We start from the raw sequence: 22,269 nt of genomic DNA on the forward strand, positions 1-22,269 counted from the left end.
GGCATGACGCAAGGCGCAGTGCACACACCCGGTAAACGTACCCGCGCGGTCAGCGCCAAAAAGCAGGCGATCCTCAGCGCGGCGCTGGAGAGTTTTTCGCAATACGGCATTCACGGCACGCGTCTGGAGCAGGTGGCTGAACGGTCCGGCGTCTCCAAAACCAATCTGCTCTACTATTACCCCTCCAAAGAGGCGCTCTACGTGGCGGTGCTCCAGCAAATTCTCGATATCTGGCTCGCGCCGCTGAAGGCCTTTCGCGAAGAGCTTGCCCCGCTGGCGGCGATCAAAGAGTACATCCGGCTCAAGCTGGAGGTTTCCCGCGATTTCCCTCAGGCTTCACGCCTCTTTTGCATGGAGATGCTTCAGGGGGCGCCGCTGCTGCAGGGGGAGCTGACCGGCGATCTCAAAACGCTGGTGGATGAAAAATCGGCGATTGTGGCGGGCTGGGTCGCCGCCGGAAAGCTGGCCCCCGTTGACCCGCACCATCTGATCTTTATGATTTGGGCCGCCACCCAGCACTACGCGGACTTCGCAAGCCAGGTGGAGGCGGTGACCGGCAAGACGCTGCAGGATGAACACTTTTTCCAGAGCGCGGTGGAAAACGTCCAGCGGCTGATTATCGAAGGGATCCGCGTGCGTTAAGAGGCTGGCGGCAGCGGACAGCTCAGATCCCCTTCATCGCACTGCAATAGCGAGGAGAGCCAGGCTTCGCGCTCAACGGTTTTTTCCGCCAGACACTGATGGTTGATCATCGGCTGTACGCTGCCCCCCTGGGCGCCGGAGGCAACGAAGGCGCAGTCGGCGTCGCGCAGGGCGATCCACGCCTGCTGCGCCTTTTTCAGCAGATCGCGCTGGGGCGGCGTGGCGCGGCTCAGCACCGTTTGCCAGGTCTGGTTCAGCGCCTTGTCCGCCGTCTGGTACTGCTGCGCGGTGCAGCTGTTCAGTTCCGCCTGGCTGGTGGCGGTGTCGCATTCCGCCGCCAGCGCGCCGCTGCTGAGCAGCAGGGCTGCGGCGGCAATAAGCGTTTTTTTCATCATTTCCCCCTGTAAAAAAGCCGGATGCGCTGGGCTAATCCGGCCATGTTGACGGGTAGCCCCGGTAAGCGTAGCGCCACCGGGGAGATTGTACACGTTTTACCCGATTGTCATCAGGCTGGCGTTACCGCCCGCCGCCGCGGTATTGACGCTGAGCGAGCGCTCCACGTACAGGCGCTCCAGCAGCAGGGCGGTTTCACCCCGGGCAAAGCCCTGCACCGAGACAATCGCGCCGTCGCGGGCGGCGACCTGTTCGCACAGCTCGCGCAGCTGATCGGAGTCGCCGTGGTAGATCACCGCGTCGAACGGCTGGCTGGTCATGCTCTCCGCCTTCGCCAGACGAATACGCGACGAGACCGCCTGCGGCAGCTTTTTCAGCAGATCGCGATGCAGCCCATCTTCCGGCCACAGCACCTCGCAGCCGGTAGCCATTGCCGCCGCCAGCTGGATCAGGCAATCCTCTTCGTTATCCGCCACGCAGAGCACGCGCTCGCGCGGCATCAGCGTCCAGGTGTTGCGCTCCCCGGTCGGCCCCGGCAGCACGCGCTGGGTGCCCGCCTGCGCCTGCTGGCCATACTGTTCGCAAAGCGCGCGCAGCGCAGGGCGATCGGCCGCCCAGCCCGCTAACGCCTCCAGCGGCTGGGTCAGTGTCGCTTTAAGACGGGCATCCACAGGATACGCTTTATCCTGACGGGCGAGCGTTACGCCTAAAGCCCCTTCCGGCCGGCTGGAGAGCAGGCGGTAGAGATAGAGCGGCCCGCCCGCTTTCGGACCGGTGCCGGAAAGCCCCTCTCCGCCGAAGGGCTGTACGCCCACCACGGCGCCCACCATGTTGCGGTTAACGTAGAGGTTACCCACTCTGGCGCTGCCGGTCACCTGCGCGATGGTCTCGTCGATACGGGTATGCACCCCGAGCGTGAGGCCATAGCCGGAGGCGTTGATCTGCCCGATAAGCTCCTCCAGATTGTTGCGGTTATAGCGCACCACGTGCAGTACCGGACCAAAGATCTCTTTTTTCAGTTCGTCAAAGCTGGCCAGCTCAATGAGGGTGGGCGCGACAAAGGTGCCGGTCGCCCACTCGCGGGCATCTTCGCTGTTTTCTCGCACCGCCTGGAAGACCGGACGGCCCTTCGCGCGCATCGCCTGTATATGTTCCTCAATATTGGCTTTGGCCTCCGCATCGATCACCGGGCCGATATCGGTGGTGAGACGCCCTGGGTTGCCCATCCGGCATTCGGCCATCGCGCCGCGCAGCATCTTCAGCGTGTGGTCAGCAATGTCCTCCTGCAGGCAGAGCACGCGCAGGGCGGAGCAGCGCTGTCCGGCGCTGTCGAAGGCGGAGGCGAGTACATCCACCACCACCTGTTCGGTCAGCGCCGAGGAGTCGACAATCATGGCGTTCATGCCGCCGGTTTCCGCGATAAGCGGCGTCGGACGGCCCTGGGCATCCAGACGGGTGGCGATGTTGCGCTGCAGCAGCGTGGCCACGTCGGTTGAGCCGGTAAACATTACGCCGCGTACCCGGGTATCGGCGGTCAGCTTCGCGCCGACCGTTTCGCCACGACCCGGCAGTAGCTGTACCACGCCCGCAGGCACGCCCGCCTCCAGCAGGATCTGAACTCCCTGCGCGGCGATAAGCGGCGTCTGCTCGGCGGGTTTCGCCAGCACGCTGTTGCCCGCGGCCAGCGCGGCGGCAATCTGCCCGGTAAAGATCGCCAGCGGGAAGTTCCAGGGGCTGATACAGACCATCGGCCCCAGCGGACGGTGGGTTTCGTTATCAAAATCCTCGCGGACCTGGCCCGCGTAGTAGTGGAGGAAGTCCACCGCTTCGCGCACCTCGGCAATGGCGTTGCTGAAGGTTTTGCCCGCTTCACGCACCAGAATGCCGATCAGCTGCTGCATGCGATCTTCCATCAGCAGCGCGGCACGCTCCAGAATTGCGCCGCGCTCCTGCGGCGGGGTGGCAAACCAGATAGGCGCATTATCAATTGCGCTCTGCAACGCCGCCTCGACTTCCTCTTCGCTCGCCTCACGCACATAGCCCACCACGTCGCGCGGATCCGCCGGGTTAACGACCGGCTGCATCTCGCCATCCTCCACCGGCTGCGCCAGCAGCGGTTTTGCCTGCCATTTTTGCAGGGCGCTGTTCAGCAGGGCGGAGGAGAGGGAGGCCAGGCGGTGTTCGTTGGCGAGATCCAGCCCCGCCGAGTTAATGCGCCCCTTGCCGTACAGCTCGCGCGGCAGGGGGATCTTCGGATGGGGCAGGCCAAACTGGCCCTCCTGCGCCGCCAGTTTCTCCACCGCCTGCACCGGGTCGGCCACCAGCTCGTCCAGCGGCAGGGTGCTGTCGGCGATGCGGTTAACGAAGGAGGTGTTAGCGCCATTCTCCAGCAGACGGCGCACCAGATAGGCGAGCAGCGTCTCATGGGTGCCGACCGGAGCGTAGATACGACACGGACGGTTCAGCTTGCCCTCCGAGACCTTACCGGTCACCTGCTCGTAGAGCGGTTCGCCCATGCCGTGCAGGCACTGGAACTCATATTGCCCCGGGTAGTAGTTCTGCCCGGCGAGGCTGTAGATCGCCGCCAGCGTATGGGCGTTATGGGTGGCGAACTGGGGGTAGATCAGATTCGGCACGCTGAGCAGCTTTTTGGCGCAGGCGAGGTAAGAGACATCGGTATAGACCTTGCGGGTATAGACCGGATAGCCCTCCAGCCCCTCCATCTGGGCGCGTTTGATTTCGCTATCCCAGTAGGCCCCTTTCACCAGACGGATCATCAGGCGGCGACGGCTGCGGGAGGCGAGGTCGATTAGGTAGTCAATGACGAACGGACAGCGTTTCTGGTAGGCCTGAATAACGAAACCAATCCCGTTCCAGCCTGCCAGCTCCGGCTCGAAGCAGAGTTTTTCCAGCAGGTCGAGGGAGATCTCCAGACGATCCGCCTCTTCGGCGTCGATATTGATGCCGATATCGTACTGGCGCGCCAGCAGGGTCAGAGATTTCAGGCGCGGGTAGAGTTCGTCCATCACCCGGTCGTACTGGGCGCGGCTGTAGCGCGGGTGCAGGGCGGAGAGCTTAATCGAGATCCCCGGTCCCTCATAAATGCCACGACCGTTAGAGGCTTTGCCGATGGCGTGGATCGCCTGCTGGTAAGAGACCATATAGGCCTGCGCGTCGGCGGCGGTCAGCGCCGCCTCTCCCAGCATGTCGTAGGAGTAGCGGAACCCTTTCTCCTCCAGGCGGCGGGCGTTCGCCAGCGCCTCGGCGATGGTTTCGCCGGTGACAAACTGTTCGCCCATCAGCCGCATCGCCATATCGACCCCTTTGCGGATCAGCGGCTCGCCGCTCTTGCCGATGATGCGGTTCAGGGAGCGGGAGAGGTTGGCTTCGTTATGGGTGGAGACCAGCCTGCCGGTAAACAGCAGCCCCCAGGTGGCGGCGTTAACGAACAGCGACGGGCTGCGGCCAATGTGCGACTGCCAGTTGCCGTTGCTGATCTTGTCGCGGATCAGCGCATCGCGGGTAGCTTTATCAGGGATACGCAGCAGCGCTTCGGCGAGGCACATCAACGCCACCCCCTCCTGGGAGGAGAGCGAGAACTCCTGCAGCAGGCTCTGCACCATTCCGGCGCGCCCGGAGGCGGTTTTCTGATTACGCAGCTTTTCGGCCAGCGTCCAGGCGAGCTGGTGAGCCTGTTCAGCGACAGGCTGCGGCAGGCGGGCCTGCTCCAGCAGCATCGGCACGGCGTCGGTTTCGGCACGACGGTAAGCCCCGGTAATGGCGGCGCGGCTGACCGACTGCGGCAGGATCTGCTCGGCAAATTCCAGGAACGGCTGCGGGGACTCCTCCGTCGCAACGGCGGCTTCTTCCCCTTCATTGGCGGCTCCGGCCAGCAGGGCAGGCAGTTCAGGCAGACCTTCGTCGCTCTCCAGCCTTTCGAGATAATTAAAAATGGCCTGCTTAATCAGCCAGTGCGGGGTGCGATCGATACGGCTTGCGGCGTTTTTAATCCGCTCGCGGGTGGCTTCATCCAGCTTAACCCCCATGGTGGTCATGCCCATGCCAAAACTCCTGTCGGTGTTAGATTCTGCGGTTAGCCCGCAATATCCACTATGTTGCAACTTTGTGCAACCGTGTTAAATGTGACGCGGGTAACAAGCTGAGAAACCGCTGGATTGTTAATAATTGGTTATCAGGGATAACACTGCGTCAGCCTGCGATTTATGCGGTGGTTAACACTTTTTGCGGGTGCAACCGGGAAAAGCGTGAGCGAGTGCAACCTATACGAAAGTCATATAAACCGGGGGCTGTTTTTCATGTAAATGCAGTGTTAAATCATTTGTGAATGGGCCGCGCTTACGGCAGGATACGCGCCCGACACGACAACACACCATCACCACGTTCCGGTGATCGAATAACAAGGCAATCGGGATGGTTGCCGCGCGACAAGTCTGGAGAATTTGTATGGCTTTGAGTACACCGATGCTGGTGACATTTTTCGTTTATATCTTTGGCATGATCCTGATTGGGTTTATAGCATGGCGATCGACGAAAAACTTTGACGACTACATTCTCGGCGGTCGCAGCTTAGGGCCGGTGGTGACGGCGCTCTCCGCCGGGGCATCCGATATGAGCGGCTGGCTGCTGATGGGGCTGCCGGGGGCGATTTTCATCTCCGGGATCTCAGAAAGCTGGATCGCCATCGGGCTGACGCTCGGGGCGTGGATCAACTGGAAGCTGGTGGCGGGGCGCCTGCGCGTACACACCGAAGTCAACAACAATGCCCTGACCCTGCCGGACTACTTTACCGGACGTTTCGAGGACAAAAGCCGTATCCTGCGCATTATCTCCGCGCTGGTGATCCTGCTCTTTTTCACCATCTACTGTGCATCGGGTATTGTGGCGGGGGCGCGTCTGTTTGAAAGCACCTTCGGCATGAGCTACGAAACGGCGCTCTGGGCGGGGGCGGCGGCCACCATCCTCTACACCTTTATCGGTGGTTTCCTGGCGGTGAGCTGGACCGACACCGTCCAGGCGAGCCTGATGATCTTCGCCCTGATCCTGACGCCGGTGATTGTTATTTTCACCGTCGGCGGCTTCGGCGATTCCCTTGAAGTGATCAAGCAGAAAAGCATTGAAAACGTCGATATGTTCAAGGGGCTGAACTTTGTGGCGATTGTCTCGCTGATGGGCTGGGGTCTGGGCTACTTCGGCCAGCCGCACATTCTGGCGCGTTTTATGGCGGCAGATTCCCACCACACCATCGTGCATGCCCGCCGTATCAGTATGGCCTGGATGATCCTTTGCCTGGCGGGCGCCTGCGCGGTGGGTTTCTTCGGTATCGCCTACTTCAGCGACAACCCGGCCCAGGCGGGGGCGGTCAACCAGAACGCCGAGCGCGTCTTTATCGAACTGGCGCAAATCCTCTTTAACCCGTGGATTGCCGGGATCCTGCTTTCCGCCATTCTGGCGGCGGTGATGTCCACGCTGAGCTGCCAGCTGCTGGTCTGCTCCAGCGCTATCACGGAAGATCTCTACAAGGCGTTTCTGCGTAAGGGCGCCAGCCAGACAGAGCTGGTGTGGGTCGGGCGTTTTATGGTGCTGGTGGTCGCGCTGGTGGCTATCGCGCTGGCGGCGAATCCGGAAAACCGCGTGCTGGGGCTGGTGAGCTACGCCTGGGCGGGCTTTGGCGCCGCGTTTGGTCCGGTGGTGCTCTTCTCGGTTCTGTGGCCGCGCATGACCCGCAACGGGGCGCTGGCGGGCATGATCATTGGCGCGGTGACCGTTATTGTCTGGAAACAGTTCGGCTGGCTCGGCCTCTACGAAATCATCCCGGGCTTTATCCTGGGCAGCCTGGGCATTGTGATCTTTAGCCTCATGGGTAAAGCCCCGTCTGCAGCCATGCAGCAGCGCTTTGCCGAGGCGGATGCCCACTACCGCTCTGCGCCGCCGTCAAAACTGCAGGCGCAGTAAACTGTTTTCCCCCTCCCGCCGGGGAGGGGGCTTTCTCCCCGTTGCGCCTCTCTGTAAACAGTTCCGCTGTAAAAGTTACGTCCTGCCAACAAAACGTAAACATTTCGCTTGTTTTTCTTTTTGTCGTAATGATAATCACTATCAAAAGAATTTACTTTTCTTTGCACTGTTTGACTGCAACAGACGTTTAAGGATATCTGGCATGTTTGTCCCATTTCTTATTATGTTACGTGAAGGCCTCGAAGCGGCCCTGATCGTCAGCCTTATCGCCAGTTATCTGAAGCGCACCCGGCGCGGCCGCTGGATTGGCGTGATGTGGGTGGGCGTGATACTTGCCGCCGCCCTCTGTCTGGGGCTGGGCATTCTTATCAATGAAACCACCGGCGAATTTCCGCAGAAAGAGCAGGAGCTCTTTGAAGGCATTGTGGCCGTGATAGCGGTGGTCATCCTGACGTGGATGGTCTTCTGGATGCGCAAGGTCTCGCGCAACGTGAAGATGCAGCTTGAACAGGCGGTAGATACCGCCCTGCAAAAAGGCAGCCACCACGGCTGGGCGCTGATTATGATGGTCTTTTTCGCCGTGGCGCGGGAAGGGCTGGAGTCGGTCTTTTTCCTGCTCGCCGCTTTTCAGCAGGATGTGGGCATCTGGCCGCCGCTGGGAGCGATAGTGGGACTGGCAACGGCGGTGGTGCTGGGCTTTCTGCTTTACTGGGGCGGCATCCGTCTCAATCTGGGAGCGTTCTTCAAATGGACCAGCCTCTTTATCCTGCTGGTGGCGGCAGGTCTGGCGGCAGGCGCTATCCGCGCCTTCCACGAAGCGGGGCTGTGGAATCACTTCCAGGATGTAGCGTTCGACCTCAGCAATATTCTCTCCACCCACTCTCTGACCGGGACGCTGCTCGAAGGGATCTTCGGTTACCAGGAGGCACCGAGCGTCAGCGAAGTGGCGGTCTATATCCTCTATCTGATCCCGGCGCTGGTGCTGTTTGCATTGCCTTCGCGTCCTGACACTCAGCCGTCGCAGACCGCGTCCTGATGCGCCTGATTTAGTTACAACATACTTTTTGAAAGGGAAAGGTTATGGCAACACAATTCCGTCGTAGTGCTTTACAGCTGGGCGTGGCAGCGCTGTTTGCCGCCGCCTTCTCCGCAGAGGCAGCTGATATTCCGCAGGTGAATGTCACCGTCAATGATAAACAGTGTGAACCGATGACCCTGACGGTCAACAGCGGCAAAACCCAGTTCATTATCAAGAACCTGAGCCAGAAAGCGCTGGAGTGGGAGATCCTCAAAGGGGTGATGGTGGTGGAGGAGCGGGAAAACATCGCTCCGGGCTTTACGCAGAAGATGACCGCTAATCTGCAGCCCGGGGAGTATGAGATGACCTGCGGCCTGCTGACTAACCCGAAAGGTAAGCTCATCGTGAAGGGCAACGCCACCGCCGACGCCGCAAAGGGCGACGCGCTGCTGGGGCTGGGCGATGCCATTACCGCGTATAAAGCCTATGTCATGAAAGAGACGGCGGAGCTGGTGAGTGGCACCCAGGCCTTTACCGATGCGGTGAAAGCGGGGGATATCGCCAAAGCGAAATCCCTCTACGCGCCGACGCGCCAGCATTATGAGCGTATTGAGCCGATAGCGGAACTCTTCGCCGATCTGGATGGCAGCATCGATGCCCGCGAGGATGACTACGAGCAGAAGGCCGCCGACCCGAAATTCACCGGCTTCCACCGTCTGGAAAAAGCGCTCTTTGGCGATAACAGCGTCCAGGGGATGGAGAAATATGCGACGCAGCTCAACGGCGATGTGCAGGAGCTGCAAAAGCGCATCAGCGAGCTGGCTTTCCCGCCCTCTAAAGTGGTGGGGGGCGCGGCTGCTCTGATTGAAGAGGTGGCTGCCAGTAAAATCAGCGGTGAAGAAGATCGCTACAGCCATACCGATCTGTGGGATTTCCAGGCGAACATCGACGGGGCGCAGAAAATTGTCGATCTGCTGCGTCCGCAGCTGCAAAAAGAGAGTGGCGAGCTGCTGGCGAAGGTAGACGGCAACTTTAAGAAGGTAAATACCATTCTGGCGAAGTACCGCACCCAGGAAGGGTTTGAAACCTACGACAAGTTAACCGCCGCCGATCGAAACGCCCTGAAGGGGCCGATCACCTCCCTGGCGGAAGATCTCTCCCTGCTGCGCGGCGTACTCGGGCTGGACTAAGTATCATGAACAAGCAAGACGAGTACGACGTAGCGGAACCCTCGCGGCGTCGGTGGTTAAAAGGGGTGGGGGCGCTGGGCGGCGCGCTCGCCCTGACCGGCGGCTGCCCGGTGGCACACGCGGCAGGGAAAAGCGCGCCGGGTACGCTCTCGCCGGATGCGCGGATGGAGACGCAGCCTTTTTATGGCGAGCACCAGGCGGGGATCCTTACGCCCCAGCAGGCGTCGATGATGATTGTCGCTTTCGACTCCCTGGCGAGCGATAAGGCGGATCTGGAGCGTCTGTTCCGGCTGCTGACCCGGCGGATCGCCTTTTTAACGGCGGGCGGACCGGCACCGGATACCCCCAATCCGCGCCTGCCGCCGATGGATTCCGGTATTCTTGGACCCTTTATCGCCCCGGATAATCTCACCATCACCGTGTCGGTGGGGGAATCGCTCTTTGATACGCGCTACGGCCTGCAAAAACAGAAGCCGAACGCCCTGCAAAAGATGACCCGTTTTCCGAACGACGCGCTTGATGCCTCGCAGTGTCATGGCGATCTGCTGCTGCAGATCTGCGCCAACACTCAGGATACGGTGATCCACGCTCTGCGTGACATTATCAAACACACCCCGGATCTGCTGAGCGTGCGCTGGAAGCGGGAAGGCTTTATCTCCGATCACGCGGCCCGCAGCAAAGGCAAAGAGACGCCGGTTAATCTGCTGGGCTTTAAGGATGGTACGGCTAACCCGAACAGCCGCGACGCGGCGCTGATGAAGAAGGTGGTGTGGGTGACCCCGGATCAGGGGGAGCCTGCCTGGGCGCAGGGTGGCAGCTATCAGGCGGTGCGTATTATTCAGTTCCGCGTGGAGTTCTGGGACCGCACGCCGCTGAAGGAGCAGCAGTCTATCTTCGGGCGTGACAAGCAGACCGGCGCCCCTCTGGGGATGCAGCACGAGCACGATGTACCCGATTACGCCCGCGACCCGAACGGGGAGGTGATTGCGCTGGATAGCCATATCCGCCTGGCAAACCCGCGTACCGCTGAGACCCAGTCGAGCCTGATGATGCGCCGCGGCTACAGCTACTCGCTGGGTGTAACCGCCTCGGGCCAGCTTGATATGGGGCTGCTCTTTGTCTGCTATCAGCACGATCTGGAGAAGGGCTTTTTGACCGTCCAGAAACGGCTCAACGGCGAGGCGCTGGAGGAGTACGTTAAACCCGTCGGCGGAGGCTACTTTTTTGCCCTGCCCGGCGTGCCCGACAGCAACGGCTACCTTGCGCAAGGGCTACTCAACGCCTGACACACTCCCCGCCTCTGTGCGGGGAAGGAATATTCTTATCCTTGCCTGCTGTTATCCTTGTGTCATATTTTTCTATGAGACTGATTCATCATGAAAGAATGCGATGAAGTTGCACTCAAGTAAATTTAATGTTGCATTTATGATAATTCCTGATGTACTTAGAGTAAGACAGCGGTAGTTCCCGGTAGTAGCAGACATCACGGAGATCGCGAATGGTAGGGTCCTGTACTGGACATGCTCACACTCTCAAGCGCAGCACCCCCTTCGGAGGCTCAGACTCCGAAAGCGATTTCTTCACTCAGTTTTTTCTCTCCTTTTACCCGACCTGGTTTTCCGACGTGCAGGATGATGCGCGTAGTTATCCTGTATCGTCATTCAAAAAGGCAAGCTATGGCTTACAAGGAAGCCAAACCTCAGATGTTCGTGCGCATAATCGCGCCGCGACGTGCGGTGCGTGTGATGAATACCAACAACTCAAGGTGCTCTCCATGGGAAGACAAAAAGCAGTGATCAAAGCTCGTCGTGAAGCAAAACGTGTGCTGAGACGGGATTCACGTAGTCATAAACAGCGTGAAGAAGAGTCGGTCACCTCGCTTGTGCAGATGAGTGGCGTAGAAGCAATTGGCATGGCGCGGGATAGCCGTGATACGACCCCGATTGTTGCAAGGAATGACGCTCAGGCGCACTACCTGAATGCAATTGAGACGAAGCAGCTAATCTTTGCCACCGGCGAAGCCGGATGCGGTAAAACCTGGATTAGCACGGCCAAAGCGGCAGAGGCTCTGATTCATAAGGACGTGGACAGGATAATTGTCACCCGTCCGGTATTGCAGGCCGATGAAGATCTCGGCTTCTTGCCCGGAGATATCTCAGAGAAATTTGCCCCCTATTTCAGGCCGGTTTATGACGTGTTGGTGAAACGTCTGGGGGCATCTTTTATGCAATACTGCCTGCGCCCGGAGATCGGCAAGGTAGAAATCGCGCCGTTCGCTTATATGCGCGGACGTACATTTGAAAATGCGGTGGTGATCCTTGACGAGGCACAGAACGTCACCGCAGCGCAAATGAAGATGTTTTTAACGCGCCTCGGGGAGAACGTGACGGTGATCGTCAACGGCGACATCACCCAGTGCGACCTGCCGTCGGGCGTCCAGTCCGGCCTGAGCGACGCGCTGGCACGTTTTGAAGAAGATGAGATGGTGGGCCTGGTGCGTTTTACCAAAGACGACTGCGTGCGCTCGGCCCTGTGTCAGCGAACGCTTAAAGCGTACGACTGAGAGTAATGATCCTTCATAGCCCGGGCAACCGGGCTTTGTTTTTTTAGGTAAACTGTGGCACGGCTTTTCCCTCTCCCAAAGGGGAGAGGGTAGGGTTAGGGCAAACCGTGGCACGAACTTTCCCCTCTCCCACAGGGAGAGGATAAGGGGGAGGGGCAAAACGTGGCACGAACTTCCCCTCTCCCTGCGGGGAGAGGAAAAGGGTGAGGGGTAAACCGTGGCGCGAACTTTCCCCTCTCCTGTGGGGAGAGGAAAAGGGAGAGAGGTAAACCGTGGCGCGAACTTTCCCCTCTCCCCTCTGGGGAGAGGGCCAGGGTGAGGGGAAATGCGAGCACGGTGCAAAAATATGGCGCCGGGGGGGATTGACTCGCTTGCGCTCGCCCTACGGGCAGCCCGTCCGCTGCGCGTCCGGTCTGTCCAACTGGCTTCGCCAGTTGTCGAACCCCGGTCGGGGATTCTCATCCCCCCGGTCCGTGCACGACATACGAAAAGAGCCCGTACAAAAGTACGAGCTCTTCTCTAAATATGGCGGTGAGGGGAGGATTGACTCGCTTGCGCTCGCCCTATGGGCAGCCCGTCCGCTGCGCGTCCGGTCTGTCCAACTGGCTTCGCCAGTTGTCGAACCCCGGTCGGGGGTTCTCATCCCCCCGGTCCGTGCACGACATACGAAAAGAGCCCGTACGCAAGTACGAGCTCTTCTCTAAATATGGCGGTGAGGGGGGGATTCGAACCCCCGATACGTTGCCGTATACACACTTTCCAGGCGTGCTCCTTCAGCCACTCGGACACCTCACCATATTGTATTGCTGCCTGACCGCTTGGGGGGGCAACGGGGCGCTACTATAGGGAGTTGCGCTAAAACGGTCAAGCAGATTTTAAATGAGAGCGTCTGTTCGGTTAAGCAATAAGCATCCCGCGCGTTTTACGCGCGGGAAAGGAATTATCGCTGTGAATCAAGCGTCTCGTTGTTTTTAACCACGTCCTGCGCTTTGGTATAGCTTTCAATCAGCAAACGATAGGCCGGGAAGATTTGGGTATAAACTTCTGCCCACTCGGCCGCATCCGCACGGTTCCAGGTCCGCTGAATCTCCGACGCTACCGCGGCGGTATCCATCGGCACTACGCCCGCCTGCACCACCCGCGCCAGGGTAATCTCCTGCGCCATCTTGCTGTAGGTGCCTGAGGCGTCGATCACCGCAAACACTTTATAACCGTCAGCAACCGCGCTGATGGAAGGAAACGCCATGCAGACGCTGGTGATCGTACCGGCGATAATCAGCGTTTTGCGACCGGTCGCTTTAACCGCGGCCACAAAATCCGGGTTATCCCAGGCGTTGATTTCTCCCTTACGCGCCACATATTTTGCATGCGGCGCGTTGGCGTGGATCTCCGGGATCAGCGGCCCGTTTGGACCCTGAGGCACTGATGCCGTCGTTATCACCGGAATATTGGCAAGCGAGGCGATCTTCGCCAGCGCCGCTGCCCGGGCGCGCAGTTCTGGCATCGGCATATCGCCCACGGTCTGGAACAGCCCACTCTGATGATCGATAAGCAGCATCACAGCATCATCAACGTCAATCGCCGGACGGGCGCCATTAAAGTTTGCAGGGGTAGACATAAGATTCTCCTTTGTTACGCTCAGATCTGGCCAAAGCGGCCGGTATTGAAATCACTGATTGCTTCAGCGATTTCGGATTGGGTATTCATCACGAACGGGCCGTAACCAACCACAGGCTCGTTCAGCGGCTCGCCCGCCATTACAAGTATTTTGGCGTCGCGGCTCGCTTCCAGATGGAATCGTTCACCTTTCTGGCTCAGTACCGCCAGCTGCGCTTCTCCCGCCTGAATGGTGCCGTTTACGGTTACTTCGCCTTCCAGAACGACAATCGCCGTGCTCCAGCCCTCGGGCTGCTCAAGCGTCAGGTGACCACCCTGAAGCAGGGCGATATCCCAGACGTTAAGCGGCGAAAAGGTATGTGCTGGTCCTGCCGTCTCGCCATAACGACCCGCGATAACGCGCAGGCTGCCCGCCTTTTCCGGCAGCGTGACCACCGGGATGTCGGCCCGGGTAATGCTCTGGTAGCCCGGGGCAGCCATTTTGTCTTTTGCCGGCAGGTTGACCCACAGCTGAATCATCTTTAACTCGCCGCCCTGACGGGCAAAATCTCGCGAATGAAACTCTTCATGCAGGATGCCGGCGCCTGCCGTCATCCACTGCACGTCGCCCGGGCCAATGACGCCGCCCTTACCGGTTGAGTCACGGTGTTCAACCTCGCCGGCATAGACGATAGTCACCGTTTCAAAGCCCCGGTGTGGATGCTGGCCCACGCCGCGTTTCTCTCCGTCCCCCGGAAATTGATGGGGGCCTGCATAATCCAGCAGCAGGAACGGGCTCAGTTGTTCGCCGTGGCTCTGATATGAAAACAGTGAACGAACCGGAAAACCGTCACCCACCCAGTGTGGACGCGGTGCGGTATAGACGCCTGTGAGCTGTTTCATAAAATTCTCCTGATGCGTTGTTGATGGAGAGAAGTTTATATTTGTTGTTAATTGACCAGTAGATAGTGAAAATGACATTCACTGTTCTAAAAATGGAACGATAAAGCTATGCACGATCTCAATGACTTTGCCTGGTTTGTGAAAGTGGTCGATTACGGGGGATTTGCCGCAGCGGGCAGGGCGCTTGACCTGCCCAAATCGCGGCTCAGCCGACGTATTGCTCAGCTGGAGGAGCGGCTGGGGGTAAGGCTTATCCACCGGACAACGCGTCAGTTTACGGTCACCGACGTTGGCCAGACTTTTTATCAGCACTGTAAGGCGATGCTGATCGAGGCCGAAGCGGCGCAGGAGGCGGTGGCCGCGCTACAGGCCGAACCGCGGGGAACGGTGAGGATCACCTGTCCGGTCACGCTGCTGCATGTTCACGTTGGGCCGATGCTGGCGCGTTTTATGGCGCGCTACCCAGGAATTACGCTACAGCTGGAGGCGACCAACCGGCGGGTGGATCTGGTTGCCGAGGGGGTCGATCTGGCGATTCGCGTCCGGCCCCGGCCATTTGATGATAGCGATCTGGTGCTGCGGGTGCTGGCCGATCGCGGACATTGTCTGGTTGCCAGCCCGGCACTCGTGGAGCAGATGGGCAGACCCGGCGGCCCGGCCGATCTCAGCGTCTGGCCGGGTCTCAGTATGGGGTCAGGTAAGCAGGTGCATAGCTGGTCCCTTACCGGTCCCGACGGAGCCAGAGCGGAGGTGCATTTTACGCCGCGATTTATCACCACCGACATGCTGGCGTTACGTGAAGCGGCGATCGCGGGCGTCGGCGTGGTGCAGCTTCCGATACTGCTGGTGCGGGAGCAACTTGCTGACGGGACGCTGGTGCGGGTATTGAACGAATGGGAACCCCGGCGGGAGGTGATTCACGCCGTCTATCCTTCACGGCGCGGCTTGCTGCCCTCGGTGCGCGCGCTGGTGGATTTTTTGAGCGAAGAGTATGCACGGATTGTGGAGGAGTAGGAGCAAACTGTGGCTCGGACTTTTCTTCTTTCCTTTGGGGAGAGGGTAGGGAGAGGGGCAAACCGTGGCACGAACTTTCCCCTCTCCCCTCCGGGGAGAGGGCCAGGGTGAGGGGCAAACCGTGGCGCGAACTTTCCCCTCTTCCCTTTGGGGTGAGGGCCAGGGTGAGGGGCAAACCGTGGCGCGAACTTTCCCCTCTTCCCTCCGGGGAGAGGGCCAGGGTGAGGGGCAAACCATGGCGCGAACTTTCCCCTCTCCCCTTTGGGGAGAGGGCCAGGGTGAGGGGAAATGCGAGCACGGTGCAAAAATGTGGCGCCGGGGGGGATTGACTCGCTGCGCTCGCCCTACGGGCAGCCCGTCCGCTGCGCGTCCGGTCTGTCCAACTGGCTTCGCCAGTTGTCGAACCCCGGTCGGGGGTTCTCATCCCCCCCGGTCCGTGCACGACATACGAAAAGAGCCCGTACGCAAGTACGAGCTCTTCTCTAAATATGGCGGTGAGGGGGGGATTGACTCGCTGCGCTCGCCCTACGGGCAGCCCGTCCGCTGCGCGTCCGGTCTGTCCAACTGGCTTCGCCAGTTGTCGAACCTCGGTCGGGGATTCTCATCCCCCCCGGTCCGGGGATCCCATAAGAAAAAAGCCCGTACTTGCGTACAGGCTCTCTACTTGAATATGGCGGTGAGGGGGGGATTCGAACCCCCGATACGTTGCCGTATACACACTTTCCAGGCGTGCTCCTTCAGCCACTCGGACACCTCACCATATTGTCTTCCCGTTGTTGTCGGGACGGGCGCTAATGTATGTAAAACCCGAACCGTCGTCAATGAACTTTTCAACAAATTAGCGCGTTTAAACAAACTTTAAGCAAGATGATTCCTGAATGTGCTGAAAGCGCCTCTTTTGTCAGCAACGCAGATTGCCGATTAATTTGGTATGCTGACAAACCATCTGAAAACAAAAAAATCAGCACAATAAAAGCAGGAGCTTATATGGATATCATCTTTTACCATCCGACATTCGACGCCACATGGTGGCTTAACGCGCTAACGGCAGCCCTGCCCGGCGCGCGCGTTCGTGAATGGCAGCCGGGCGATAATGAACATGCCGACTATGCGCTGGTCTGGCATCCCCCCGTTGAAATGCTCCAGGGACGCGAGCTGAAAGCGGTCTTTGCGCTGGGTGCGGGTGTGGACTCTATCCTGAGCAAGCTAAAGGCCAACCCGGAGATGTTACCGGAACATATTCCGCTTTTTCGTCTCGAAGATACCGGTATGGGCCAGCAAATGCAGGAGTATGCTGTAAGCCAGGTACTGCACTGGTTCCGCCGCTTCGATGACTATCAGGCGCTCAAACAGCAGGCCCGCTGGGAGCCGCTCCCTGAATATCAGCACGACGAGTTCACCGTCGGTATTCTCGGCGCGGGTGTGCTGGGCTCAAAAGTCGCCGAGGCGCTGCGCCCGTGGGGATTCCCTCTGCGCTGCTGGAGCCGCAGCCGCAAAGCCTGGCCCGGCGTGGAAAGCTTTGCCGGGAAAGAGGAACTACCCGCCTTTTTGAACAACACGCGCGTGCTGATCAACCTTCTGCCTAATACGCCGGAAACGGTCGGTATTATTAACCAGACGCTAATTAACCAACTGGCGGATAACAGCTACCTGCTCAACCTCGCGCGCGGCGTGCATCTTAACGAAGAGGATCTGCTGTCAGCGCTGGAGAGCGGCAAGCTCAAAGGGGCGATGCTGGACGTCTTTAGCCGCGAGCCGCTGCCGGCGGAAAGCCCGCTCTGGGCCCACCCGCGCGTGGCGATGACGCCACACGTCGCGGCCGTGACGCGCCCGCCGGAAGCGGTTGACTATATCGCCCACACCATCGGCCAGCTTGAAGCCGGCAACGCGGTGACCGGGCAGGTCGACAGAGCGCGCGGCTACTAAGCGAAACCCGGCGCTGGCCGGGTTTTTACTGATATTCGACAGCCAGACCTGCTATTCTTTGCAAAAACACCCGAGGAGAAAACGATGTATCCCGTTGACCTGCATATGCACACCATCGCCAGCACTCATGCATACAGCACCCTCCATGACTATATCGCCGAGGCGAAGCGTAAGGGCATCAAACTCTTCGCGATCACCGATCATGGCCCGGACATGGCAGACGCGCCGCATTACTGGCACTTTGTGAATATGCGCATCTGGCCGCGTCTGGTGGATGGCATCGGGATCCTGCGCGGCATTGAAGCGAACATCAAAAATACCGAGGGTGAGATCGACTGCACCGGTCCTATGCTCAGCTCGCTGGATCTGATTATTGCGGGCTTTCACGAGCCGGTGTTTGCGCCGCAGGATAAAGATACTCATACCCGGGCGATGATCGCTACGATCGCCAGCGGCAACGTCCATATTATCAGCCACCCTGGCAACCCCAAATTCCCTGTCGACATTCCCGCCGTGGCGGAAGCTGCGGCGAAACACCGCGTGGCGCTGGAGATCAACAACTCCTCCTTTCTCCACTCCCGCAAGGGCAGCGAAGCCAACTGCCGGGCGGTGGCCGCTGCCGTGCGCGATGCGGGCGGCATGGTGGCGCTGGGGTCGGACTCCCACACCGCCTTTACGCTGGGGGAATTTCACGAGTGCAGAAAGGTGCTGGATGATGTCGGCTTCCCGGAAGAGCGGATCCTGAACGTCAGCCCGCGCCGTCTGCTGGATTTTCTGGAGTCTCGCGGCATGGCTCCCATTGATGAATTTGCCGCACTTTAATCGAGTAATGGAATAATTTAATGAACGAGTTTTCTCTCCTTTGCCGCGTACTGGGCACGCTCTACTACCGTCAACCGCAGGACCCGCTGCTGGTGCCGCTCTTTACGCTGATTCGCGAAGGCAAGCTCGCGGAAAACTGGCCGCTGGAGCAGGATGAGCTGCTGCAACGGTTGCAGAAAAGCTGCGACATGCAGCAGATTGCCGCGGACTATAACGCCCTGTTTGTGGGCGAAGAGTGCCGCGTGGCGCCCTGTCGCTCCGCATGGGTGGAGGGGGGGACGGAGGCTGAAGTACGCGCCTTCCTCTCCGGGCAGGGCATGCCGCTGACCGACACCCCGGCTGACCATATCGGCACGCTGCTGCTGGCCGCCTCCTGGATCGAAGATCACGCCGCAGAAGATGAAAGCGAAGCGATCGAAACCCTCTTCGCAACCTGGCTTCTCCCCTGGTGTGACACCTTCTTTGGCAAAGTTGAAGCCCATGCCACCTCCGCTTTCTGGCGCACTCTGGCGCCGCTCACCCGCGACGCCATTGCAGCAATGTGGGATGAGCTTCAGGAAGAGGAAGAAGAGTGATTTAAATCACGCATTTAATGTAACGGAGCATTTTTAGTTACATGTAGTGTGCTTGTGATCTCATTTCTACGGCGCGTTTCTGCTAAGATGCGCGCCATGAACATACTCTTTTCAATTGCACTGACCACCGGCATCCTCTCCGGTCTCTGGGGTTGGGTCGCCGTCTCCCTCGGCCTGCTGAGCTGGGCCGGTTTTCTCGGCTGTACGGCCTATTTCGCCTGCCCGCAGGGTGGGCTGAAAGGGCTGGCGATTTCGGCCTGCACGCTGCTGAGCGGCGTGATCTGGGCGACGGTCATAATCCACGGCAGCGCCCTGGCGCCGCAGATGGAGATGCTCGGCTATCTGATCACCGGCGTGGTGGCGTTTCTGATGTGCATTCAGGCGAAGCATCTGCTGCTGTCTTTTGTACCGGGCACCTTTATCGGCGCCTGCGCAACCTTTGCCGGGCAGGGGGACTGGAAGCTGGTGCTGCCCTCGCTGGCGCTGGGGCTGGTGTTTGGCTATGCCATGAAAAACAGCGGGCTATGGCTGGCTGCCCGGCGCGAGCGGCAGCAGTCAGGCGCGGCGGTGGAAGAATAAAAAAAGGCGAGAATTTCTCGCCTTTTTTATTGCCCGTCGATCACGACTCCGGCGGGACTGACATCTCACGGTATTTCACCAGTACCGCGTTTTTCACGTCGCTTTTATTCTGCAAATCCCACAGTCCACGATCGATCCCGTCGTTAATCAGGAAAATGACGCCCGTTTCGATGGCCGACATCAGGCAGAGCATGACCGGTTCATTTGAGGTGTAACCAATTTCCCCTTCGAGCAGACGCTGGTAATCGATAAAGCGGAATACGCCCGCCTGAACTTCATAAGAGAGAATGGTTTTGCTGGTGGTTACTGAGGATAAAATCTCCCCGGTGCTGACATTAACCACGCGCAGGTTAACGGCGATCTGATCGAGCTGATACTGCGTATCGCCGCCGATACCAAAATAGCGCGCCCCCACGCCGCCCGACTTCACATTGCTTTCATAGCCGATTATCGATCCTTCAACCATCACGTTTGCCGCCACCAGGGACTGCAGCGGCACGCGGTTATTGACGCCGACGGTGCCATTCTCCTGCGCGGCACGAATGATTTTGCGTTCGTTCAGCAGATTTTGCAGCCCCTGGCGCTCGAGGGGGATAAACCAGCGCGAATCCTTCAGGGCGCTTACCAGCATGGCTGTCGCGCTCTGCGGCACCGCCGTGGAGAAGTTACTTGCCGGATAGGGTTTAAACTGCCCGGTCTCATCCTGAATGTTATAGACCGAAACGAATATTTTGCCGGTAGGCGCCGGGAGATGCGTCAGGTCGCGATAGCTTTGCGCCCTTGGCATCAGCGTTGGCTTTGCGGCCTGTTTGGGGGGAGCAGTTAAACAACCGCTCAATAAGCACACCGCAACAATAAGAAGTAAGCGCTGCATGATGATGGACCTTATTTCGTGGTTATTTAAAAATCGGTAGAGTTGGTCTGAAGTCCCGAAACCTGAATAGTCGATGTTTTACCCGTTTTACGGTCAGTCACGTTAAGCTGAAGCTGTCCGTCTTTATTGGCAATATCGACGATAAAATCACTGGTGACCATCCGGCCCGGCTTGCCGGTATTAATATTGGTCAGCAGCCCCCCTAATATTTGCGACTGAATTGCCTGGGTAAAGTTATCCAGGGCCGACGGGGTTTCAATTCCGAAATCATCCTCGTAGCTGGGATCTTTATAGGAGTTTTGTGCCTGTGCCTGGTTAAGCAGATAAGCACCGTTATTCGGGTTGCCGCCAAAGTTGGGGTTACGGAACTGAAATGTCATATTCCCGGCCCAGCTTAAAGGCGCAACCAGCATTAATGCAATGACTGTGTGTGTGAGACGCATTACTGCCTCCAGATAATTAGAACTCATCTTTTGCTAAATCGCCTGTACTTAGCAAAGCCTTATCGATTTGCAGGCGATTAATCGCTTCTTCGGTTTGCGCCAGCGCAAAAACGACGTTTTGGTCGAAATCTCTTTTGGTCGGAAATAAAAATGTCTGGAAAATAACGTCCTGATTAACCGTTATGGTGATCCAGCTTCCCCACCGTGCGCTGGGCCGTTCGTTGATGGTTAAATTGCCGGGATAATCACTTTCCCATTTATCACTGAATGCCCGATAAAAATCATGGCCGATAGAAGAGACGGTATGATCCGTTAACAATCCGGGCACTTCCACTTCCACCGCCCGCAGGTTACCGGCAGCCAGCAATAAAACCGCCGCGGCGAAATATCCTGACTTGCGTTTCATGGTATTAACGCCTGAGATTATCGTTGGCCCATGAAACCGCCTGCGTTCTGTTTTTTACAGCTATCTTTTTGAAAAGATTATAAAGATGCGTCTTTACAGTATTTTCGCTGATAAACAGAGAGCGGGCGATTTCAATATTGGATGCGCCGATACGCAGCTTATTCAGGATCTCTTTTTCGCGATGCGTCAGCAGCGTTGAATCGGAGCCGTTATAGCGATAATTGCCTGAGTGGGTGATGAGATAGCTGGCCAGCTTTTGCGAGAAGTAACATTCGCCACGTAAAATGCCCTGCAGACCTTCCACAACGCGCGTTTCATCTTCGCTGACGTAAAACACGCCGTTGATATGCGGCCAGCTTTCGATATCCCGGAACGGATATTCATCCGGGGTATTGAGCAGAAGTACGCGAATGGAAGTGTTTTTTCGACCTAAATTATCCTGCCAGTAATGGATAAGCTTTTTATCCGCTTCCATCATATCAAAAAGAATGAGACTACCTGCGACAATATCATCGTAAGAACGTTGAATATTATGCAATTTTCCATTTACGGCCAGCGACTGTTTTAAATGTTGCAATAACGCCGTCGCCTGTAAGGAAGGTTTGGTGATCAACAATAATGTATGACCTAAGCTATGGAATTCATTAAACATGATGAAACCCCACTTTTATTTGACACCTGCCAGCTGCCCCCGATAAAAGCGGGGGCACCAGAAGTACTGACAGATATGGCACTGCTGTGTGTAGGAGAAAACGCATAACCTCCGTGGGGAGGCAAAAATATAAAAAATAATACGTACTAACAGGATTCAATCTAGCTATTACGATTTTTAAAGCAAGTGTTAATGGTGTAACAAAATGTAAAAATCAATATTAATTTGTGTATTTTGAGATAACCAATAGTTCAGAATTGATGAAAAAGTTGTACATAATATTAATGGTGCACAGATATTAAAAATCATACAAATTATTATAAGTCTGTGATGATACAGGGATATATTTATTCACAGGCGTAGCTTAGTAGCCTCTGAAGCAGCCATCTTTTCTGTTACGCCTTTCGTGCAGCGCGGATTCTTAAGAAATCGCGAGTTTTGTCACGGGTTAAGAAAAAATCTTTCGGCTAAGCCTGCGGATGGGGAAAATCCGGCTGTATTACCGTTTCGCTTCGGCACCGGGAATGGTTTTCATCTTTTTTTAGCAAAAACGAAAGCGCCTGCATTCTTGTCTTTTTTAAATCGAAATTACAACTTTGAGGTGAGAATAAAAATAAAAATAAGTCTGGTGGGTGAGTTATTAAAATTGTTTCGGCAGACATACTCTTCTCCGTAACGCAGCGTTAACATTAAACGTATC

Annotated in this window: 20 protein-coding genes, 2 tRNA genes and 1 other RNA gene; 11 read left to right on the top strand and 12 right to left on the bottom strand. The window is 57.7% G+C overall.

Going from position 1 to position 22,269, the window contains the following annotated elements; translation table 11 throughout:
• Window positions 1-3 precede the first annotated feature (3 nt).
• Window positions 4-642, top strand: coding sequence for an HTH-type transcriptional regulator RutR (rutR, locus tag BN3796_RS12520; protein WP_061708655.1), 639 nt, complete (start codon window positions 4-6; stop codon window positions 640-642).
• Here rutR and BN3796_RS12525 read toward each other — a convergent pair.
• Window positions 639-1,034, bottom strand: coding sequence for a lysozyme inhibitor LprI family protein (locus BN3796_RS12525; protein WP_061708656.1), 396 nt, complete (start codon window positions 1,032-1,034; stop codon window positions 639-641). The genes rutR and BN3796_RS12525 overlap by 4 nt on opposite strands.
• 99 nt (window positions 1,035-1,133) lie before the next feature.
• Window positions 1,134-5,096, bottom strand: a complete 3,963-nt coding sequence (gene putA, locus BN3796_RS12530) for a trifunctional transcriptional regulator/proline dehydrogenase/L-glutamate gamma-semialdehyde dehydrogenase (protein ID WP_061708657.1) — start codon at window positions 5,094-5,096, stop codon at window positions 1,134-1,136.
• Between the two features lie 403 nt (window positions 5,097-5,499).
• On the opposite strand from putA, the gene putP reads away from it, so the two are divergent.
• From putP to phoH, 5 genes are all read left to right on the top strand, one after another.
• Window positions 5,500-7,008 (top strand): sodium/proline symporter PutP, encoded by a 1,509-nt coding sequence (gene putP / locus BN3796_RS12535; RefSeq protein ID WP_061708658.1) that lies wholly within the window; start codon window positions 5,500-5,502, stop codon window positions 7,006-7,008.
• Window positions 7,009-7,210: 202 nt separating this feature from the next.
• The gene (gene efeU, locus BN3796_RS12540) at window positions 7,211-8,044 is read left to right on the top strand and encodes an iron uptake transporter permease EfeU (RefSeq protein WP_061708659.1); all 834 of its coding nucleotides are present in this window, start codon (window positions 7,211-7,213) and stop codon (window positions 8,042-8,044) included.
• A gap of 44 nt (window positions 8,045-8,088) precedes the next feature.
• Window positions 8,089-9,216 carry an iron uptake system protein EfeO gene (gene efeO, locus BN3796_RS12545; RefSeq protein WP_061708660.1) on the top strand — a complete coding sequence of 376 codons (1,128 nt, stop codon included), beginning with the start codon at window positions 8,089-8,091 and terminating at the stop codon, window positions 9,214-9,216.
• A 5-nt stretch (window positions 9,217-9,221) separates the two neighbouring features.
• Window positions 9,222-10,502 carry an iron uptake transporter deferrochelatase/peroxidase subunit gene (gene efeB / locus BN3796_RS12550; RefSeq protein ID WP_061708661.1) on the top strand — a complete coding sequence of 427 codons (1,281 nt, stop codon included), beginning with the start codon at window positions 9,222-9,224 and terminating at the stop codon, window positions 10,500-10,502.
• A gap of 488 nt (window positions 10,503-10,990) precedes the next feature.
• Window positions 10,991-11,779 carry a phosphate starvation-inducible protein PhoH gene (gene phoH, locus BN3796_RS12555; RefSeq protein WP_187374035.1) on the top strand — a complete coding sequence of 263 codons (789 nt, stop codon included), beginning with the start codon at window positions 10,991-10,993 and terminating at the stop codon, window positions 11,777-11,779.
• A 707-nt stretch (window positions 11,780-12,486) separates the two neighbouring features.
• Here the strand turns inward: phoH and BN3796_RS12560 are convergent.
• The 3 genes from BN3796_RS12560 to BN3796_RS12570 all read right to left on the bottom strand — a co-directional run bounded on the left by BN3796_RS12560 (window position 12,487) and on the right by BN3796_RS12570 (window position 14,278).
• Window positions 12,487-12,574, bottom strand: a tRNA-Ser gene (locus BN3796_RS12560).
• A 145-nt stretch (window positions 12,575-12,719) separates the two neighbouring features.
• A complete protein-coding gene (locus BN3796_RS12565) occupies window positions 12,720-13,397 on the bottom strand; it encodes an isochorismatase family protein (protein WP_061708663.1) in 678 nt (225 codons plus the stop codon).
• A 20-nt stretch (window positions 13,398-13,417) separates the two neighbouring features.
• Entirely contained in the window at window positions 13,418-14,278 is an 861-nt protein-coding gene (locus BN3796_RS12570) for a pirin family protein (RefSeq protein WP_061708664.1), read from the bottom strand.
• A gap of 108 nt (window positions 14,279-14,386) precedes the next feature.
• Between BN3796_RS12570 and BN3796_RS12575 the strand changes: the two genes are divergently transcribed.
• Window positions 14,387-15,292 (top strand): LysR family transcriptional regulator, encoded by a 906-nt coding sequence (locus tag BN3796_RS12575; protein WP_061708665.1) that lies wholly within the window; start codon window positions 14,387-14,389, stop codon window positions 15,290-15,292.
• A 489-nt stretch (window positions 15,293-15,781) separates the two neighbouring features.
• On the opposite strand, the gene BN3796_RS12580 is transcribed toward BN3796_RS12575, so the two are convergent.
• Window positions 15,782-15,918: non-coding RNA, RtT sRNA (locus tag BN3796_RS12580), on the bottom strand.
• A 45-nt stretch (window positions 15,919-15,963) separates the two neighbouring features.
• A tRNA-Ser gene (locus BN3796_RS12585) sits at window positions 15,964-16,051 on the bottom strand.
• Window positions 16,052-16,279: 228 nt separating this feature from the next.
• On the opposite strand from BN3796_RS12585, the gene ghrA reads away from it, so the two are divergent.
• The 4 genes from ghrA (at window position 16,280) to BN3796_RS12605 (ending at window position 19,194) form a co-directional block, all read left to right on the top strand.
• Window positions 16,280-17,218, top strand: a complete 939-nt coding sequence (gene ghrA / locus BN3796_RS12590) for a glyoxylate/hydroxypyruvate reductase GhrA (RefSeq protein WP_061708666.1) — start codon at window positions 16,280-16,282, stop codon at window positions 17,216-17,218.
• A gap of 84 nt (window positions 17,219-17,302) precedes the next feature.
• Entirely contained in the window at window positions 17,303-18,040 is a 738-nt protein-coding gene (locus BN3796_RS12595; protein WP_061708667.1) for a phosphatase, read from the top strand.
• A gap of 20 nt (window positions 18,041-18,060) precedes the next feature.
• Entirely contained in the window at window positions 18,061-18,615 is a 555-nt protein-coding gene (locus tag BN3796_RS12600; RefSeq protein WP_061708668.1) for a TorD/DmsD family molecular chaperone, read from the top strand.
• Between the two features lie 96 nt (window positions 18,616-18,711).
• Entirely contained in the window at window positions 18,712-19,194 is a 483-nt protein-coding gene (locus BN3796_RS12605) for a DUF1097 domain-containing protein (RefSeq protein ID WP_073885183.1), read from the top strand.
• A gap of 40 nt (window positions 19,195-19,234) precedes the next feature.
• Here BN3796_RS12605 and csgG read toward each other — a convergent pair whose 3' ends face one another.
• From csgG to BN3796_RS20715, 5 genes are all read right to left on the bottom strand, one after another.
• Window positions 19,235-20,068 carry a curli production assembly/transport protein CsgG gene (csgG, locus tag BN3796_RS12610; protein WP_061708670.1) on the bottom strand — a complete coding sequence of 278 codons (834 nt, stop codon included), beginning with the start codon at window positions 20,066-20,068 and terminating at the stop codon, window positions 19,235-19,237.
• A 26-nt stretch (window positions 20,069-20,094) separates the two neighbouring features.
• A complete protein-coding gene (gene csgF / locus BN3796_RS12615; protein ID WP_061708671.1) occupies window positions 20,095-20,511 on the bottom strand; it encodes a curli production assembly/transport protein CsgF in 417 nt (138 codons plus the stop codon).
• Between the two features lie 16 nt (window positions 20,512-20,527).
• Window positions 20,528-20,917 (bottom strand): curli production assembly/transport protein CsgE, encoded by a 390-nt coding sequence (csgE, locus tag BN3796_RS12620; protein ID WP_061708672.1) that lies wholly within the window; start codon window positions 20,915-20,917, stop codon window positions 20,528-20,530.
• A gap of 4 nt (window positions 20,918-20,921) precedes the next feature.
• On the bottom strand, window positions 20,922-21,569 hold the full coding sequence (csgD, locus tag BN3796_RS12625; RefSeq protein WP_061708673.1) for a biofilm master transcriptional regulator CsgD: 648 nt from the start codon (window positions 21,567-21,569) through the stop codon (window positions 20,922-20,924).
• Between the two features lie 467 nt (window positions 21,570-22,036).
• Entirely contained in the window at window positions 22,037-22,231 is a 195-nt protein-coding gene (locus tag BN3796_RS20715; RefSeq protein ID WP_155848009.1) for a hypothetical protein, read from the bottom strand.
• Window positions 22,232-22,269 lie beyond the last annotated feature (38 nt).

Origin of the sequence: Pseudenterobacter timonensis (assembly GCF_900021175.1) — a bacterium.
Classification (GTDB): domain Bacteria; phylum Pseudomonadota; class Gammaproteobacteria; order Enterobacterales; family Enterobacteriaceae; genus Enterobacter; species Enterobacter timonensis.